At 35.1% G+C, this 17,935-nt stretch carries 19 protein-coding genes; all 19 read right to left on the minus strand.

Features of this window, described 5'->3' with window-relative positions; all coding sequences use genetic code 11:
- Positions 1-19 precede the first annotated feature (19 nt).
- On the minus strand, positions 20-535 hold the full coding sequence (locus tag NQ505_RS02765) for a MauE/DoxX family redox-associated membrane protein (RefSeq protein WP_032853246.1): 516 nt from the start codon (positions 533-535) through the stop codon (positions 20-22).
- Positions 522-1,820 (minus strand): O-antigen ligase family protein, encoded by a 1,299-nt coding sequence (locus NQ505_RS02770; protein ID WP_157179060.1) that lies wholly within the window; start codon positions 1,818-1,820, stop codon positions 522-524. Before NQ505_RS02770 ends, NQ505_RS02765 begins: the two co-directional genes overlap by 14 nt.
- 451 nt (positions 1,821-2,271) lie before the next feature.
- Complete coding sequence (locus NQ505_RS02775; protein WP_157179061.1) at positions 2,272-3,042, minus strand: TlpA family protein disulfide reductase; 771 nt, start codon at positions 3,040-3,042, stop codon at positions 2,272-2,274.
- A gap of 214 nt (positions 3,043-3,256) precedes the next feature.
- Entirely contained in the window at positions 3,257-4,021 is a 765-nt protein-coding gene (locus tag NQ505_RS02780) for a bacteriocin fulvocin C-related protein (protein WP_008998050.1), read from the minus strand.
- 395 nt (positions 4,022-4,416) lie between these two features.
- The gene (locus tag NQ505_RS02785; RefSeq protein WP_008998051.1) at positions 4,417-4,851 is read right to left on the minus strand and encodes a DUF1573 domain-containing protein; all 435 of its coding nucleotides are present in this window, start codon (positions 4,849-4,851) and stop codon (positions 4,417-4,419) included.
- A gap of 88 nt (positions 4,852-4,939) precedes the next feature.
- Positions 4,940-5,158 (minus strand): hypothetical protein, encoded by a 219-nt coding sequence (locus NQ505_RS02790; protein WP_008998052.1) that lies wholly within the window; start codon positions 5,156-5,158, stop codon positions 4,940-4,942.
- A 32-nt stretch (positions 5,159-5,190) separates the two neighbouring features.
- Positions 5,191-8,079 (minus strand): glutaminase family protein, encoded by a 2,889-nt coding sequence (locus NQ505_RS02795; protein WP_008998053.1) that lies wholly within the window; start codon positions 8,077-8,079, stop codon positions 5,191-5,193.
- A 23-nt stretch (positions 8,080-8,102) separates the two neighbouring features.
- A complete protein-coding gene (locus NQ505_RS02800) occupies positions 8,103-9,674 on the minus strand; it encodes an O-antigen ligase family protein (protein WP_008998054.1) in 1,572 nt (523 codons plus the stop codon).
- Positions 9,675-9,687: 13 nt separating this feature from the next.
- Positions 9,688-10,044 carry a hypothetical protein gene (locus tag NQ505_RS02805; RefSeq protein WP_008998055.1) on the minus strand — a complete coding sequence of 119 codons (357 nt, stop codon included), beginning with the start codon at positions 10,042-10,044 and terminating at the stop codon, positions 9,688-9,690.
- A gap of 9 nt (positions 10,045-10,053) precedes the next feature.
- Complete coding sequence (locus NQ505_RS02810; protein ID WP_259827287.1) at positions 10,054-10,296, minus strand: hypothetical protein; 243 nt, start codon at positions 10,294-10,296, stop codon at positions 10,054-10,056.
- A gap of 528 nt (positions 10,297-10,824) precedes the next feature.
- Positions 10,825-11,091, minus strand: coding sequence for a hypothetical protein (locus NQ505_RS02815; RefSeq protein ID WP_008998058.1), 267 nt, complete (start codon positions 11,089-11,091; stop codon positions 10,825-10,827).
- Between the two features lie 53 nt (positions 11,092-11,144).
- Positions 11,145-11,462, minus strand: coding sequence for a hypothetical protein (locus NQ505_RS02820; protein WP_032853253.1), 318 nt, complete (start codon positions 11,460-11,462; stop codon positions 11,145-11,147).
- Entirely contained in the window at positions 11,438-11,740 is a 303-nt protein-coding gene (locus NQ505_RS02825) for a hypothetical protein (RefSeq protein ID WP_008998059.1), read from the minus strand. The genes NQ505_RS02820 and NQ505_RS02825 overlap by 25 nt, the downstream gene beginning before the upstream one ends.
- 362 nt (positions 11,741-12,102) lie before the next feature.
- A complete protein-coding gene (locus tag NQ505_RS02830) occupies positions 12,103-12,810 on the minus strand; it encodes a hypothetical protein (RefSeq protein WP_198286879.1) in 708 nt (235 codons plus the stop codon).
- A gap of 67 nt (positions 12,811-12,877) precedes the next feature.
- Positions 12,878-13,366 carry a hypothetical protein gene (locus NQ505_RS02835; protein ID WP_008998062.1) on the minus strand — a complete coding sequence of 163 codons (489 nt, stop codon included), beginning with the start codon at positions 13,364-13,366 and terminating at the stop codon, positions 12,878-12,880.
- 322 nt (positions 13,367-13,688) lie between these two features.
- Positions 13,689-14,099: a hypothetical protein gene (locus NQ505_RS02840; RefSeq protein WP_008998063.1), complete on the minus strand. Its 411-nt coding sequence runs from the start codon at positions 14,097-14,099 to the stop codon at positions 13,689-13,691.
- 42 nt (positions 14,100-14,141) lie between these two features.
- Positions 14,142-16,166: a transglutaminase domain-containing protein gene (locus tag NQ505_RS02845; RefSeq protein WP_008998064.1), complete on the minus strand. Its 2,025-nt coding sequence runs from the start codon at positions 16,164-16,166 to the stop codon at positions 14,142-14,144.
- Between the two features lie 185 nt (positions 16,167-16,351).
- Positions 16,352-16,987 carry a hypothetical protein gene (locus NQ505_RS02850; protein ID WP_032853259.1) on the minus strand — a complete coding sequence of 212 codons (636 nt, stop codon included), beginning with the start codon at positions 16,985-16,987 and terminating at the stop codon, positions 16,352-16,354.
- 131 nt (positions 16,988-17,118) lie between these two features.
- On the minus strand, positions 17,119-17,604 hold the full coding sequence (locus NQ505_RS02855) for a hypothetical protein (RefSeq protein WP_008998066.1): 486 nt from the start codon (positions 17,602-17,604) through the stop codon (positions 17,119-17,121).
- Positions 17,605-17,935: the final 331 nt, after the last annotated feature.

The raw sequence follows: 17,935 nt of genomic DNA on the forward strand, positions 1-17,935 counted from the left end.
ACGAAAATCAAATAATGGTTCATATATAGCTATATAAAAGAATCCCGCTAATATATATAAAACTATACCTTAAAACGTACTTTCTTATTTTTATTGAAAATAATGGAATCACCAGACGGTGGTAAATCACAAATATGAATGCAAATATCAACAATACTATATTTTTAAAAAATGTAGCCCAATTTGAGAGAATTAATACATCTCCAAAACATCCACAATCTTCAACATTGTTGAATAAAGCTATATACAAAGTGAGCAACATCATAAAAAAGACTATTGATATTACTAATTTTGATACAACTTTAGCATAAATACCTATTATAATTAAGATACCTAACAAAAACTCAAAACCGACAATACCAAAAGCCAATAGTTTTGATAATGGTTGGAAAATATCTAAATGAAATGCATGAAAATAATCGACAATTTTAAATGTTGTCCCATAAACATCTACAGACTTTACAAATCCTGAAAAAAGGAATGTAAGACCTAGCACGATCTTTGAGAGTATCAAAAAAAAACTAATTTTCTTCATTACGTTCGTCTAATCTATTAATAGCTTTCTTAGATTTGTTAAATACATAAACCTCTCTCTTTATATTTTTTATCGTACTTGACATTGTTTTAATAGGTTTATTTAATATTAAGCTAGCTAATTCATAACATTTTTTCTGATCTCCTCTTTTTTGGTTGACAAGAAATAATCCATACAAGGGAATAAATCTATTTGGACACATATTACTTGCATTCATATAATACTTTTCCGCCAAACTCAAATCGTTTAGATTATAATAGTTATTAGCTAATAGTATTTGAATATCATAATCATTTACATATTTTATACATTCTTTTATAACAGCGTTACTTGTACGGAAATCAGATGCTTTATTCAAAACTGCTGCATAGTTATACAAAAATGAAGGATTATAATTCCAGATTTTATATAATTTATTATACTCTGGAATTAAAGTCCGTGTCTTTCCTAATACAGACATCTCAACAAGGATATTCCATTTACTTTCAAAACGGATATCCAAGCAGAGCATATACATTCCAATGATAAGAATACCTGTTAATAACGTTTTTACCATTATATTTAAGTTGTGCATACCGATTTTCTTTGAAGATATAGCAATTGAGTAGGCCAATAAAAAAAGCACATAAGGATATCTTAACGGATATGAAAAACAAGCGAATACTCCTATTGAAATTATGCAAAAATGGCCTAATTCTAATTTGTCACTTTCTTTAAACACAAAATACGCAACAACCAAACACATCAACAACCCTATAATACCATATTTTACAGCAATAAATAAGTAGTCATTAAATGGCATTATAATATTATCTGCCAATTGAGAATAAATGCTTTCACTATTGTTTTCAAAATATACTGCTTGTGCACTCATATAATTGGCAGTAAAACCGCAAGGGCCATATCCCAACAACGGTCTATCATTTATTAATTCAAGAGTATTACTCCAAATAAGTATGCGACCAACTGCGGAATCTTTTTTTATTACAAACAAGATTATTCCAATAGCTATTAGAACAAACATACCACTACACAGCCAAACTTGCTTTATCAATTTGCTGCAACAAAAAAAACGCTTATATCCACAATAAAGCATGGATACTATAATTATTGAAAGTATACCAGACCTAGAACCGGATAGAATTATTGCTATTATTATTAAAATAGAGATTATAACTCCCGTAAACAAAAGTATTGGCTTCTTTGTATTAAAGAAAGAAAAACAATAAGGAAAGCTAGCTGAAAGACAAGCTGCAAATCCACTAGGATTATCATAGCTTCCCACAACCTTAAATCTGCTATAATTATTAAAAACCTCACAATACTGAAGTATGCCATATATAGATTGAGAAAAGCATAATACTACTATAACGATAACTATTCTATTATTCAGTTTCGTTGACAAGTTACGGAAACATAAAAATAAAACAAAGAACGCTAGTGGAGAATAAAGTGAATTAATACCTAAATATAAATTGATATTCCGTATAAGTAGATATGACAAAAAAATCAACAAGCACAGTGTAATTTTATCACTAAATATACAAAAAACAGTTCTTGAACATAGCATTAAAATACCAAACACGGAGGAACCAATCAAAAAAGCATACCACTTAGTTAATATTACAGAGTCTTGAAATATATCTAAGGTAATAAACATAACACATACAATAAAAACACTCAGGATTACCGTATAGAGTATATCTTTAATGTTCCTGTTGAGGATATGCTTCATATCAAATCTTACATTTAAAATCTTTCATAAAATCTTCTGCATATTCGAGAGAACCTCTAAAAATCAGTTTTCGTTCTGAATTAAAGATTAAAACCATTGGCATAGCACTCACACCTAAATTTTGCAATAAAGAATCTTTGATATTTATTGAAAGCACAGGAAAATCATATCCTCTTTCAGAAAGTACCTTACGGCCTGTTAAATAATCCTCCCCTTGTTTTTCATTATAGCAACAAACAGAAAATAATCCGACCTTATTACTATTTGACAAATTGTATAACTTTTGAAAATTGGGCATTGTATCGAAACATATTCTACATCCAGTAAACCAAAAATCTAAAACGATATACTCACCGTGCAATTGATTTATACTCTGCTTTTCCCCTAATTCATTCGTAAACATTATATCATTTTCAGCCACATCTTCAATTACTTTCCCAGTAAATGTTCCAAAGTTTAATTTATGCACCCATAAGTCAAAGCCTTCAAATGTTAACCAAAAAGCAAATATCAAATAAAGAATTACCAAAGAGAATAACCGCATCATATAATTTTGCCAACGGTAACAAAAATAAGCCACAATAATTGCTAACCAACGACACGGCAAATCAAGCAACGACATAAGCGTGTTCTTAAAATCTAATATATGCACAGGCAGATCCAATATTAAACATCCAAGTAAAATTACAAGTAATAACCAGGAGGCATTAGATTGCTTACTTTTTTTAAGAACAATAAAAGTAAAAACTAAATATAAGATTAAGGCACTCAATATTGATAATTTAAATCCATATAGGGAACCTATATATATATATCCAGATCCTAGAAAACAATTAATAACAGATAGAACAACTGATGCAAAAAAGACGTACACATATTTCATTATAGCAGACACAATTTAAGATAAAAACAAAATCTAGTCATTAAAGCTTAAGCTTATCATCTGTAGAACCATTTAATGATAATTAATTTAATTGAAGTATATTCTAATTACCAACAGGTGTATAATACATATCACAACCGCCATCACACTCATATTGCCATAATATACCACAACCTTTTGGTTTACCTGTAGATCTACAACCACTAGAGCAATAATATGTATAACTTCCTGCTGGTGATGACGAATTATTATTACCACAATAATCAGAGCTAGTTGAACAATAGCAAACCTCACTTGTATCATGCTTTTTTATTAATTCTGTACTAGACCTTGTTTGTGGAATATTACTAGATAGTAAATCTTCTTCTACAAAGAGTCGAACAGTATCATTTTCTAATTTCTTAGTAGGAGTCATTAAAGTGCAGTAAATACTATAAAGACTCGTTTGATCCCAGCCCAATTCATTTCTTGCATATTCTTTCCATTGGTACATGAACAACTCAAACTCGTCATTTATATCATCGTTCTTTTTATTATCAAAAAGCATCTTATTATCCTCAACAAATTTCAACAAATTATTCAGATGTTCTTCTTCTTTCTCATTCCATTCCAATTTTAGAACATTATTCAATTTAGTTATCCAAAGATTATATCTTTGTTCTAACGACATCGCATTATAAATTGCTTTTTGGGTACCCATATCATATTCTAGAATTTCGGTATAACCCATTTTCTGAATATCAGTAAAGTTCTCCTTCACCCAACTATCAATTTTTTCATTACAGCTATAACGCAACTCATCGTCAATATTAGAGCACGAAACTGTAAAATACGATAGTGCTATTAATATAAAATATATATTTTTCATATATAAATAATTATTATGCTTCTTACAAAAAGAAGCGTTATACAATATTTTTTCTAATAAACATTTATCTTATAATAAATGTTAAGTGACACTCTATTAACATTATACTTGGTACACGTCCTATTTGTGCAATCTGGCACTTAGCTATAAAATTAGTTTATATTCACCCTAGGATGTTCCAACCAATAATGTAACTTCAATATCATAGTGGTAGCCAATATCCACTGTTTCTAGCAATTATCTTAATTCATGGAGGATTCATATTCACTTTTGTTTATTTATTATATCATCAAATGGTTCTAACAAATATTACTTTATTTACTCTTTAACAATTAATTTGTTATTCAACTTCACATTGGCATCAATATAGTTAACCCACACACCTTAAATGTCATTTACTTTTCCACCTCGCCTGTTATCCTTATAAGCTCTAGGTTATTCTCCGCATTGGAATTTATAAAAATGACCTTATTAAACATACCATATTGATTTTTAGTATCAATATGCACTACCAGTTTTCTTATCTTACCAGGATTTATTGGTTCTTTCGAGTAATTGACAGACAAGCACCCACAAGACACGTCAACTTTTGATATTATTAAAGGAATTTCCCCCGTATTCCTCAACTCAAATTCAACATCTAAATATGAATGTTCTTTTTTACTTATTCTTCCAAAATCATATTTCCTATTTACAATTTCCAAGTAAGCTTCCCTATTTTCTATAACGGATTTTTCGGTTGGCAAGCTAGCTTTTTTATCTGTTGTATCATTTATACAACTAGATAGAAAAAATAAAGATACAAAAATCAAAGCAATAGTCTTCTTCATTTTACAAATCTAATTAACTGTTATATATTAGTATTATTTCCAAATTTGAATTTGATCTACATATGTAAAAATCCGTTCTTATATTCCGCTAGAGTAATTTCTCAATAGCTACAATCGGTTCTTCTTTATCAAGCACATCCGAAGCACACAAAGAATCAAGCAAAGGATTATATTTCTGATATATATCTTTTTCCCAATCAGCCAATATTTTAGGTTTAATCTTTTTCCCCTTAAATTGCAGAAGCAAATTATAATAAGTGAGATATTGATCCAACAACTTTCCTTTATAATATGTATAATAAGGCATATTTTTTTGCACAGATACACATTAAATCAACATCATTCAATAACCGCCTCTAATAATTTTATGAAATAAGCACCTAATACCGGTCTACCCCATGATGTTACTCTTGTTTTCTGATTCACAACATTATAAGTGTCTGCCATTGGTACACGCCATTTGTTTTCATTCATATAATTGTAAAGCGGAAGAATAAACTCACGAAACATGAGTCGGTCATTCTGCAATGCAGCTGTCCATACAGTCCAATCAGCTTTCGCATAATCTGTTTTACTATGCAACGGACAACCGTAAGTATTCAATTTAGTCCTATAGAAAGCAGTCTCCAATTCTACGACTCTATTTGGAAAAATATGAAGGTCAAGAAGTTTATCCCAAATCAAGTTATATTTTTGCCCCCAGCTATCCGTCTGGTCAAAAGCCAAACGATAATGTTCCCCGTCAGAAGCCTGCTTCTCCCATTCTTCGGCCATTCTTTTTGCTGCTGCCAAATATTTTTCAGCATCTTCCTGTTTATCTAGCATTTTTGCCAAAAGAGCATACGATGCAATACCTAAAATTCCTTTGGCAGACAAATTAGCATTATGAGAATAGCGGCCGGCAAAGCTGTCAGTATCAATCTGTTTACCGGTATCAACCCCGTTCTCCATCAAATAACCCGCCCATTTGGAGAGAGCCTCCCAATGAGCCTTTGCGTAAGATGCATCTCTTTCCGCTTTAGCTATAGCAGCCACCATAATCAGCATATTTCCGGCATGTTCAACCGGTAAATCTCCCCCTTTCGCTTGTCCGTTTACAAACGGATAACCGCCCAAATCATGAGCCGGGAAAGGCTTATTCCATTTACCACTCTCACTATAATAAAAGAAAGGATTCAACATTGCTTTCAGCAGATCGGGATTATAACAAAGAAATAGCGGCGAAGCAGCATAATAAATATCCAGTGAACCCACCAATGTAGTAAAATAGAGCAACTCATCACTTGAATTCTTAGACATCTGGAAAGACGCAACCGCCTGACGATATGCCGAAGCACATAGTTCCGCGTACTCTTTACCACCGGCACGGCAAGCATTTTCCATCAATTGCCTGTCAAAAGCATAACACTTTGCCATTGTTTCTTTATATACTTTTTCCGCATCTTCATATAACCCTTCTATCGTTTTTTCTCCATCCTTATTCCAGTAAGGTCGTAGGTCCTCACCGAAATAAGCCATTGTATACAATCCATCGAAAGCCACAATCAGATGTTGGGGAAACTCACTATTCATTTCCAGTTTCTGTGCTATAGCCGCATAACGTTTTTCATTCGACCGACGCATTTCTTTCAAATCACCTTCTTTCATAAAGTATGCCCGCATCTCTGCCGCGTCCCCTTGTGCATAAGTAGCATTCTCTTTCGCCCCTAAATAGAAATACCCCCAGGCCGGAGCATCTTTCAGCTTATCTACCCATAACTTCTGATTCTCCCGACCGGTCTTCATCATCACCCAACCGTCTTTTTCATACATCTCCGTAGACTGCCCGGCACGAAAGGCTTTATGAGGATCCATTTCAAAATAAATAGCGACATCATGCTCCTTACCGTCCAAGGCCTTAGCCTGATAAGAAATATAATTGACCGGGCGACTTAACAGTTCCAAATCATCCAATAAATAAGGAGCCGTAAATGTCAGTTTCAATTCCACATCTCCACAATCAAAAATATAATGTGTTTGGGTAGCCTGCACATCCACTGTTTTTTGCCCGGCTTCCTTCAGCTCACCATACAATCCGAAATCTGCAAACGAAGTACCTCCCCAATTCACGCAACGGGCCGCAAACAAGGCTTTTCCATCTTTCATTGTTTCCAAGATAGAATCCGGAATCTGCACTTTCACGTCGTTACGTGCCTTCGTTCCTGTACGAACAAGCTCCTTTCCATTAATAAGCAGTTGCATACCGTCATTATACGAATAACGCATAAAAAGTTGTCTGTTTCTCACTAAGGAAGGATCGAATGAGACTTCCCTCCTAATCCATAACCTATTGGTATTCCAGGGAGTACCAACACCCGGTCCGCCTTCCGTGCCAAAAGCAGCGCTTCCTTGTGCCCATGTGCTATCATTGAAAGCAGCTATTTCCCAACCCTCTTCAGGTTGTTCTGTTGTATATTTTCCTATCCATTCCTTCTCTTTTGCAACAGGAGCTATACCTTCTACCAATATTCCCGATTCCTCTGCAAATAGACCAAAATCGATCAATGCACTACCTTTTTTATTCTCACAATGAGCAGCAATAAGGGCTTTCCCTTCTTTCATTGTATTCAAGATAGAATCTGGCAACTCAACTTTTAAATTTGCCGCTGCGCGATCCGCACTAACGACCAGCTTTCCGTTAATATACAATTGAAGTATGTCATCATACGAATAACGCAAATAAATTTTCTTGTTCTCAAGCAAATATGGATCAATATCCACGATTTCCCTCCGCACCCATATATCAGTAGAAAGCCACGGCGTTCTCGTTTCACGCCTGTCGCGTGTACCAAATGCACCTTCACTTACCTGCCAATATTGATCATTAAAATCCGGTTGCTCCCAGCCTTCATCCGGTCTAAGAGAAGTAAACTTTCCTTCCCAGCTTTCATAATCGTATGCCATTGGTGCAATGGCTTGCATAGGCAGATCACGACCACCCATAAAGCGATATATCGTACCGTCCACCCGCAGGAAACCGACAAAAGGAAGATTTTTCCCATTAGTAAAAATCATATTCTTCTCCGTCAGTTGATCTGTTGTCGACCATAAACGCAGATGCGGGTGGAGCATCAGTAGCGGATAAGCAGGTACACGCAGGTCATTTTTAATGGTTTCGTCAGAGTAGGGAACACTTTTCGAACAGGCTGCCAAAAGCAATATTAGTAAAGCAATCAATAGTTTCTTCATTATTTCATTTTTTAGTGACCAAATCATCCTTTCCTTTGTAATATTTCTTTTTCCATCTCTCGTTTCATCATACGTATTGTCATGGAATTTATCTTTACCGGTTTATTTATAATCATTTCAGCCGTTTCATAGGCGCGTATGTTTTCACCAAGCTGCTTATAAAGTTTAAATAGTTGATAAAGCGGAGTAAATCTCGACGGACACATCATTGATGCATTCTTGTAATATTTTTCTGCTGAAATCAAATCTTTTTGTTCCTGATAATTCTCTCCTATCATCAATTCCAAATCATAATCCGCCCAATACTTACGGCACTCCAACGCTATCTCTAAAGCCTTCTCATATTCTTTGGCTTCCGTAAAAACAGCAGCATAATTATACAGGAAATAAGGATTATCTTTGAACCGGTGTTTCAGGCTCACATAGTACGGAAGAGCCTCATCATACAAATGGCAAAGAGCTAACTCCGAAGCCTCCTGCCAACTGCGTTCCGACTGCGTACGTTCGCCCAGTCGAACCAGTCCCCAGAAGAAACACATCATCGTTGCCGTATACATTATATTCCTGCCCCATGTACCTATCTTTATCCGCTTCAAATAATCAGCAGTCAACATGATAACGGCAAGAAACGTCACCATCCACGTAAAAGGATACATAAACGGATAGGAAAAGAAAGAGAATATACCTATTGATAACAAAACATAAAGAGCAATTCTCTTTTCCTGCGTAGGATTTTGCTCATAACAATACACAAGTGCCCCCACAATACCCAAAAGCAAAGCCAATCCAACAATACCGAAATTAATCAGAACTCCCAAGTATTCATTAAAAGGCTGCTTTACATTATCCGCTAACATTGCATAGCGACTTTGCGAATCATATTCTTTGAAGTAGTCCGCCTGATAGTCCATATATTTAGCCTCGAAACTCCCGATGCCATGTCCCGTCCAAGGAGCGTCTTTCACCATTTCCAAGCCACACCGCCAAATCAACATTCTGCCATCTGCCGAATCTTTTTTCAACCAATAAGAACCGATTATTAACAATCCTATCATAGATACCGATAGTAAATATCTCCTCCACAATCTCCCATGAACAAATCTTCCACACAAATACATGACACATACCGCAATGACACTTACCATACCAGATCGCGAATGAGATAAAAATATTGCCAACATCATCACTCCCCCTGCCAGCCATCCGGCATATCGAATATACTTATTTCTATGTATTATCAAAAAAACGACAAAAGGCAACCCGGCACAAAGACAAGCTGCAAATCCTGCCGGATTATCAAAACTACCAGTCACATGGAAGGTTGCATGAGAAGAAAATAAACCTACGTATTGCAATATTCCATAAACAGCCTGCAACCAACAACTGAAAACAATGATACTCCCCCATATCGCCATATCCACTAATATGGATTTACGCTGCAATGCCAGAATTGCAGCACACACCAGCATCCATAATAGCACAAACAAAACGCAGCACCATTTAGGCACAATATATGCGTCTGTAAATTGGTGGGAATATACAAACATACTGCCTATACATGCTGCGGCAAACAAAATATGAAAGAGTCTTATCATTTCTATCCTAGTATTAAATCAAGTTCTCATCCTCCAATACCTTTTTCAACCGATAGTAGAGATCCAGCTTATGCTCCCATTCCTTCGAATTATCTATGTCGTTCGATGCCGTTCGCGTCGGACAGCAATGTTTTTCTTCCCAAACAGTCGCCGAAGCCTCATCAAATTCTACTACTTCCACTTCTATTACATCCCCGACTTCCAACATTCCTCCGTCCCATACCAAATGCATCTCATCAGACACCCGCAAACCACCAACGCTCCAAGACGCACCACTATGCCAAGTAATATTACCAACAAGACCAACTCCATTTTGAGGAATGCCAGCCTTACTAATTTTATCTTTGCTTTTTACTAAAAGTCCTTTCATATCAATATTCTATATAAGTCCCTTTGCCTCAAGCTCGGCTTTGAGTCGTTCGTATTTTGCCTTCAATTCTTCCCGATCATAGGTCATCTTCACAGTAGGAGATACCACTGACACTTCAACAACCTTTATTCGAACTCTATCTCCCATTTTCAGTTTTTCATCTACCCAAACTATTCTTCTCGAAGTATCCAAGCCTCCTACATAAATACTATCACCGAAAGAGCAATTGCTATGCACCATGACGACTGCCACGTCAGGTGACGTGATAACTACAGGTGACTGATCATTAATAGCTACTTCATATCCTATCATAATTTTTCCGTTGTTGATGAATGCTAGAGGTTTGCTTCATTCGTTCGAGTTCTTACCTCAACATATTTGCAATAGACGCAACCAGCACCATCGAAATTATAACTATGCAACCAAAATCTTTCTTTCTATTTATAAGTACATCTACTACTTCCCACAATAAAAGGAAAAACCAAGTTGAAAGATAAGCGATATGCAGTGTTATATCTCCTATTGGATATTTCCTGTTTATCATTGATAACAATATATATAAGATACACAGCCCTATATAAATGTTATTCTTGGTCGACAGCATCTTTTTAGTTGGCGTTTTATCTTCCCAGATCATATTCTTTATTGATTCAATTTATTATTAGCAACTCTATATAAATTCTCAAACACAGCGATAGATGCATCTTTACTTAATTTCAACTTATCAATAATCCTGAATATTTTAGAACACGCTGCCACATATTCTGCAGACTCTTTCGTTTATTCCACATCTTCGCCCTCACGCATAGCATTCTTTTTTGTCCGATACTTTTTGTATGAATCAAGAAATACAGCATATTCATCCAATGCTACAATAGAATCAACCAATGCACGTTCTCTCTCACTGACGTTAAGATAATCCCATATTCTTGGATCACTCTTCATTTCATCATGATTCTTTGCTAACGCTAACTTAGCAGAAGAACTACAACTTGACATGAATATCAATGCCAAGACTATTGCCAAATAAATTTTCAGTCTGTTCATATCACAAAAAATGATTTATCACCAATCTATTGATGAGATTAAATTTATACTTTTTATCTTATCATATCTATGTATAACTTCGTTTTATCCATCCCTGTATAAAAATCTATATTTGCAGAATGGCATAAATACTTCCAAAAATAAAGTGCTAGAAACATTTGTACCTCCCGATCATCTTTAAAACCTTCACAAATATTCTCCGTATTAGTAGCAATCATCCCAAATAGTACGGACGAAGGCGGAGTCCCGTCAGTCTCATCTTCAACCTTTGCTATTGCTTTCAACGCAGGATGAACCGCTTGTTGCAATTCCCTTTGCCAATACGTAAAGCCGTCTCCCCGCTTCTTCAATGGCAAGGGGATATTCTCCACTTGAGAATTCCCTCTCCATACAGTTTCTCATTGATTCGTCGTAATTTGCCTCTATCCACCGCCAGCAAATAGTTGAAATGATAGCGTTTCAATGCTCTTGCAAACTGGCAAACAGCATCTTTGTCACCATAGTTCTTCTCCAACGTCGCTTGGAAAAACGCAATCATTTCCGATTCCAAAGACGTAAAATTCTCTTTCTGCTCAGACGAAGTGCAAGCCGACAGAGAGCATAGACACGACATCAAAAGTATGATAGTATATGCTGCGATTCTTCTCATCCCCTTTTTTTTAATATAAGTTTACAATTTAAGTTATCTTGTTTTTATCCACCTCAACATATTTGCCAGTAAAGGACCCATTTATCAATGCAATAATTCCAGATACAATTCCATCTTATCCTTTCCCGTCATGAAGTCAACATTCACGTAATAGCACAAATATTGCCAAAAAAATCCAAGTAATAAGAAATTGCACATCTTGATCTGTTTCAAAAGCATCCAAACAACCATGTTGATTGGAACGTAATTTTCCATACACAATCGTAATATGTAAACTTCCGGTAGTAACATATGCTTTATACATATCCTTCAGTAAAGGAGACGTACTTTTCATCAATTCTTTCTGAAGATAGGTTTCTCCATTACTTTCCTATGCAACTTTCATATTCTTCTTTGGCTTCTTCTTTAGCTTTTGAAAATTTTTTAGCAGCTTTAAAATAGCAATATGCATGTGCAGTAGTTCCTGACTCATAAGCATCATCACAAGCCTCTTTCTCTTCTATTGCTAAATCAGAGGCGGCTTGTATAGCCTTATCTCTTATTTCTGCACATTTCCTAGCATCGTCCCCCTCTCCCCTTGTTTTTAGAAGTACAGTTTTATATATATACGTGCAGTCTAATGAGATAAGCATACTTCTTTCTAACTTATTCAAATGAAAATAAGCTGTATTTTTCAACTGATTTTGGGCGTTTATCATTTGTTCCAATTCATTCCTAATACAACTTTCATCAATAATATCTTCAATATAATCATCATTATTCAAATTTTCTTCTAACTGTATTTTTTCTTTGTCATTTAAAGATGAGTAATAGCTATCAAATTTATCAAAAAACATATGCAGACTCATTAGATAATCTAAATATTCTTCAGACTCGGAAATTGAAATAACAAGATCATTTCTACAATTTTGTTCTGATAAAGCCCGCGTAGAGTTTGCCTCTTCTAAAACCATACCAGAAGAATCTTCTACCAAATCATATTCAGAAAAGCTACAACCATGAACTAACAAAACGGAAAAAGCCGCAACAATTAAAGTAAAAAAACACAAATTAGTTCTCTTTTTTCTCATGTCCATATTATTTATAAATTAAAATTATTCTACCAGTTTTATTCAATCTGCAACAAAATATTATCTACTAATCATCCGAAGATGTAATCACTTTCATAACTAATATTGTTTTAATAGCACTAGAAAGTTGTGCGTTCTCCATTAATTTAATGAACGACTTGTAACTTTCCACATAGCTATTCCAATCGTTTTGTACGTCTTTATGTTTACTTATTTTCAAAACAAGAGCATTTATTGAATCTTTCCTATTCTGATGCCCACCCAAAGGTTCTTTATCCCATAAATCTGATTCCATTAAAGGCTGAATTTTTTTTATCAATTGCCGGGTAGCCGTAGCATATGATTTAAACTCATCCAACTTTGTTATAGAGTCAACCAATATACTATCCGTATGCGTAAGTTCAGGTTCTATAAAATCGTTAGACTTAGTCATAACAGTCATGCAGAATAAATCGTCAGAGATTACAGTGTCCGAACTGCAACTTTGCATAAAATACATGATAAATATTATCATAAACGCCACTTTAAATCCAAGAGAGCAACTTCTTCTTTTCATCTTCATATTTTTATATTTAAGTTATTATATTAAAAGTAATATCACCAATCACATACACTATATTCATGCCTATTCCCAAATTTACTTTTCTTCATGCACCAAAGTTCGTTTCTGCCTTCTTCGTACATGATTCTACAGTAACAATATTCTTACTGAAGTTTTTGAGATGTAACAATCAGGACTTTTCTTTTTATCTTCATTTTCACAGAATAATGCTAATATACAATCTCTTCTCATAATCATTCTGTAAAACAAAGTAAGCACCAATCTTATTATTGGAACTATCATAATATCCTACATCTTAATCATCCGTATTACTCAACTATTCCTCTTTCCCATCATGCTCCATAATGAGATGATTGTGATAACCACTTTTCGTTACAAATTCAATATCTGCAATGAAACCATAATGCAAAGAATCATATTGAATACTCAAGATTTCAAAATCGTAGACCACACTATCCTTCTCTATCGTACCAATACACGGAGCTAACATTTCTTTCAACCGAACAAGATCACCACCTGCAAGGTATTCTCCATTTGGTGCCTGTAGATTAAGCTTCTTTTCTTCCGCTGAAATAGTAATTTTCCCTGTTTTATCATTTGTTGCTTGACAGCCAATGAAAAATGCCATTAATACGAATACACCAATAAACCATTGAATAAAATTCTTCATATAAATCGGCCTCAATCTTTTATGTTTTACATTTCTCTTAACCAATCGTTCTCTCATAATAATGTACTTTTAAAATTAATAAATATGCAAAGCAACTTACTACTTCCACACCTGCTTTCTATCCTCATACACAAAAATCCGTTCCTGATTCCCTCGTGTATGATTCTGCAACAACAGCAATGCTCCTTTAGGAACCCTCTTGTAAACCAGTGAGTCCAACATCGCCGTTTGCTGTCCTAACGTCCTCCACCCTCTCTTTGTACAATAAGACAACTCATATTCATCCAACGAACGAACATAATTATCCCGGTTGGCAGGCGTATAAATTATCTTATCTATTACCTTTGGCGTGCCTAGGTCTAACCCTGTCCAGCCGCCATAGGGTTCCGTATAATCAAAAGACGTTTCAGTATTATCGTCGAACGCATTTGTATATTCGTGCGAGCCATCCTGTTGATAGCAACCGGGAGTACCAATAATTCTACCGCTTAATGGCAACAGTCCACCCGCTTCATAAAACTCTATTTCCGCCACATTACAATGCCCCTTTTCCGGTCCTATATAGCGGACATACCGATAAGGTGTCAAGGAGCGGGAATACGCCATTGTCCGTAACCGTTCGGGTTGCTTTTCTATCAGGAAAAGCACCTCTTTCTGACGAAAATCCGGATCATTACTTCCTTCAAAAACACCTCCTATCATACGTTTCTGATACTTCTCATCTTGCCACAAAGGATATTTAGCAAACAGCGTTACATCCTGAACACTATCTGACGGAGTAAAAACATGAAACTCACCGGAAACAGTTATTTCAAAAGGATCAGTCCAGTAACGAAGTCTTCCCCGTTCGTAAGTTGCTATCCGCATGACGGGTTCTATCTGGACATCGCTGAAAGCAAGACGTTTACCATCAAACTCCGCCCATGCCACAGGCTCCCAATCCATGCGGCTACTCCCACATAGATAAGCGATACGCGAATGGGGCTTTCCCGAATAAAGCATAGACACAGGAATCTCCAGTTTCTTTTTGTATGTCTTTGCGTAATCGGTTGTCACATCAACGATGTGCGGATCTCGGAAGAAAGGAACAACAGCCGTATCCAAGCGTTGCATTTCTGCCTGCATAGCACGATTAAGACTGAACGTATTCCGATAAACCTTTATTTTAGAGGCTTCACACATCTTATCCTTACGGACTTCTTTTATCTTATCGGGGAATTCCTGAAAATAAAGCGTACCATACTTATCTGCGAATGACACCCACTGATGTCCATCATTCCCACCTCCATGAAGAGGCATAAAATCTATGGCACAAGGAATTCCCAACGCACGACAAACATAAACGACATAATCAGAAAGTTCACGACAACTGCCCGAAACGCTTTGAGCAATCTCCGGTCCTACATGAGGAAGTCCTTGCGGAACCGTAGTTGTAAAAAATCGGCTACGTTTACGAAGAGAATCGCACAAACAACGGGCTGCAACAAGAGGATCTTCTATATCAAGAACCATGGAAGCACGCAACGAATCAAGTAAAGGATTATACTTTCGATAAATATCCTCACGCCAATAGCTTAATGTTTCATCACCAATACGATAAGGAAGAATATACTCACAAAAATCAGCAAAAGATACATTCTTCCCCCAAGGCTGTTCTTGCCAAACTTTGATTGCCCAATCGATATTACTACACAAATAAGCAGAATCCACCGTAGTAATATCTTCATAATATTGCAAAGAATCTAAAGAAAATGGTCCATACATCCTTCTGATAGAATCTATCATTGCTTGTGGATATATCTTTTTACTCCGCGCTTCTTGCAAGAGAGTAAAGAAAGTGAGATATTGGTCCAACAGCTTACCTTTATAATAGGTATAAGATGGCATATTCTCTATCAGGAAACGAGCTGCCCTATATTTCAAGCTATCCGATGGATTGGATTGATAACGATGTAATACTTTCTCAAGTTCAACACGATTTTCTCTAGCCTGTGACAAAGCTGCATCCAACGGAAGTACAATAGCAGTCTCCTCTTTCTTCTCTTGTGAACAAGAATAAAAAAGAGAGCCGCCTATAATAACAGAAAGGCAAATAATAGGAATCAGCTTTGTCATTGCTTTCATAATATTATTTTTATACAAAAATACGAGTATAACAAATGCTATTCAAGGGGGCGTTACACTCCTATCCCTGTCATATAGGCATTTATCGGGCATATAGAACCCTAAAAAACGTCATTTTATATCTAAATTGTAACATTGATACATGAGTTATTATAGTCATCAAACAGTTATTTGAACAAATTATTTCATTTCTTTACTTTCTCCATACATCTTTTATATTCAGTATCTGCTTGCGACTTCTCTGCTTCATAATTCAGTTTTGTTGCTACTTGACATGCATATTTTTCCCTGTCCGGCAAATCATCACAAAGTAATAATCTCCGTATGAAAGCGTCATAAGCACTATCGTATGCTTTCTTCTTAGCTTTTTCACATTCCTGTTGAGTTACTCCTTCACCACCTCGCGTCTTCATAAGCATATGCCCTCTTGTCACAAAACAGCCATCAAAAAGCTGCGATTTCTCTGACTCATTTAATCGCAAAAAAGAAGTATTATCCAATAGTCTTCTCTTTGCCAATGATATGGCTAAAACTTCTTTTTCAATATCAATACAATCTATAAACTTCAACACAAAGTCATCATTATTCGCATTACTAATTAATTCTTCTTTTTCTTTTTGACTTAGCGCAGATATGTATTCATCCATTTTATCAGAAAATAGATTACAACTTTCTACAAAATCCAAAAAATCGTTAGACGTAGCGACTGAATCTACAAGGGTAGTTCTATAACCTAAGTTTCCAAGACTCTCTGTTGCTAGGGCATCATCATCAACAAAATCATATTCATTCGAGCTACAACTATGAATAACTAATGTCATACACAAAGCGAGAGACAATGAAACAAAAAAATGTTTTTCTTTTCAACATCATATTTTACAAATTTATTAATACATTATATACCAAATCCAGCACTCATCCCCAAACGAAGACAAGTATACCAAGTTAGTATTTACTTAAACTTTTTGATTATTAGAGCTATTCTTTCCGCTTCTGTTAATTCCAACCCTTTAATCATTTTATCAAAATCCTTGCCTGCTTCTTCTACAGCTTTAATTTCTATTTCAATATTTATACATGAATCCATTTTTTTCATAAAATCTGATATAAAAGCAGTATCAGTCCCATTTTGTGTAAATTCTTCTATTTCTTCAGAACTCAAATTAGCAAAATAAGAACTCGTTTTTTTTATCAATTGCTGATAAGCGTTATGATAATTGATAAACACATCCAATCTAGAAATCGAATCAACCAAAGATGCCTCCTTTTCTGATAATTTTGGCATTGGCCAACTATCCGCATTCATAGCAGCCATAGTTATTAGATTAAATTTGTTTGAGTCGACTTTTACGTCAGAACTACAATTACAGGCAACAATAACCACCAAAGCCATTAAAACTAAAGTGATGAAATAACATTTTCTTTTTTTTATTTTCATACTATCTATAAATTAAAATTCTGCATTAGTTCATAATAACATCTTTTTTAGAAAATATCCTTCTTTTCTCTTGTAAACAAGAATAAAAAAGAGAGCCGCCTATAACAATAGGAAGGTAAATAATAGGAACCAGCTTTGTCATTGCTTTCATAATATTATTTTTATACAAAGATACGAGTACAACAAATGCTATTCAAGGGGGCGTTACACTCCTATCCCTGTCATATAGGCATTTATCGGGCATATAAAGCCCTGACAAACGTCATTTTATATCTAAATTGTAACATTGATATATGAGTTATTAAAGTCATCAAACAGCTATTTGAACAAA

The sequence above is a fragment of the Bacteroides sp. D2 genome (assembly GCF_025147085.1).
Classification (GTDB): Bacteria; Bacteroidota; Bacteroidia; order Bacteroidales; family Bacteroidaceae; genus Bacteroides.

Coding starts and splice junctions, on each gene's coding strand:
- NQ505_RS02765 (WP_032853246.1), bottom strand. CDS start 535: ATGAAGAAAATTAGTTTTTTTTTGATACTCTCAAAGATCGTGCTAGGT.
- NQ505_RS02825 (WP_008998059.1), bottom strand. CDS start 11,740: ATGAGAAGAATCGCAGCATATACTATCATACTTTTGATGTCGTGTCTA.
- NQ505_RS02800 (WP_008998054.1), bottom strand. CDS start 9,674: ATGATAAGACTCTTTCATATTTTGTTTGCCGCAGCATGTATAGGCAGT.
- NQ505_RS02790 (WP_008998052.1), bottom strand. CDS start 5,158: ATGCCTTATTATACATATTATAAAGGAAAGTTGTTGGATCAATATCTC.
- NQ505_RS02815 (WP_008998058.1), bottom strand. CDS start 11,091: ATGAACAGACTGAAAATTTATTTGGCAATAGTCTTGGCATTGATATTC.
- NQ505_RS02780 (WP_008998050.1), bottom strand. CDS start 4,021: ATGAAAAATATATATTTTATATTAATAGCACTATCGTATTTTACAGTT.
- NQ505_RS02795 (WP_008998053.1), bottom strand. CDS start 8,079: ATGAAGAAACTATTGATTGCTTTACTAATATTGCTTTTGGCAGCCTGT.
- NQ505_RS02830 (WP_198286879.1), bottom strand. CDS start 12,810: ATGAGAAAAAAGAGAACTAATTTGTGTTTTTTTACTTTAATTGTTGCG.
- NQ505_RS02855 (WP_008998066.1), bottom strand. CDS start 17,604: ATGAAAATAAAAAAAAGAAAATGTTATTTCATCACTTTAGTTTTAATG.
- NQ505_RS02845 (WP_008998064.1), bottom strand. CDS start 16,166: ATGAAAGCAATGACAAAGCTGATTCCTATTATTTGCCTTTCTGTTATT.
- NQ505_RS02835 (WP_008998062.1), bottom strand. CDS start 13,366: ATGAAAAGAAGAAGTTGCTCTCTTGGATTTAAAGTGGCGTTTATGATA.
- NQ505_RS02805 (WP_008998055.1), bottom strand. CDS start 10,044: ATGAAAGGACTTTTAGTAAAAAGCAAAGATAAAATTAGTAAGGCTGGC.
- NQ505_RS02785 (WP_008998051.1), bottom strand. CDS start 4,851: ATGAAGAAGACTATTGCTTTGATTTTTGTATCTTTATTTTTTCTATCT.
- NQ505_RS02850 (WP_032853259.1), bottom strand. CDS start 16,987: ATGACATTAGTTATTCATAGTTGTAGCTCGAATGAATATGATTTTGTT.
- NQ505_RS02840 (WP_008998063.1), bottom strand. CDS start 14,099: ATGAGAGAACGATTGGTTAAGAGAAATGTAAAACATAAAAGATTGAGG.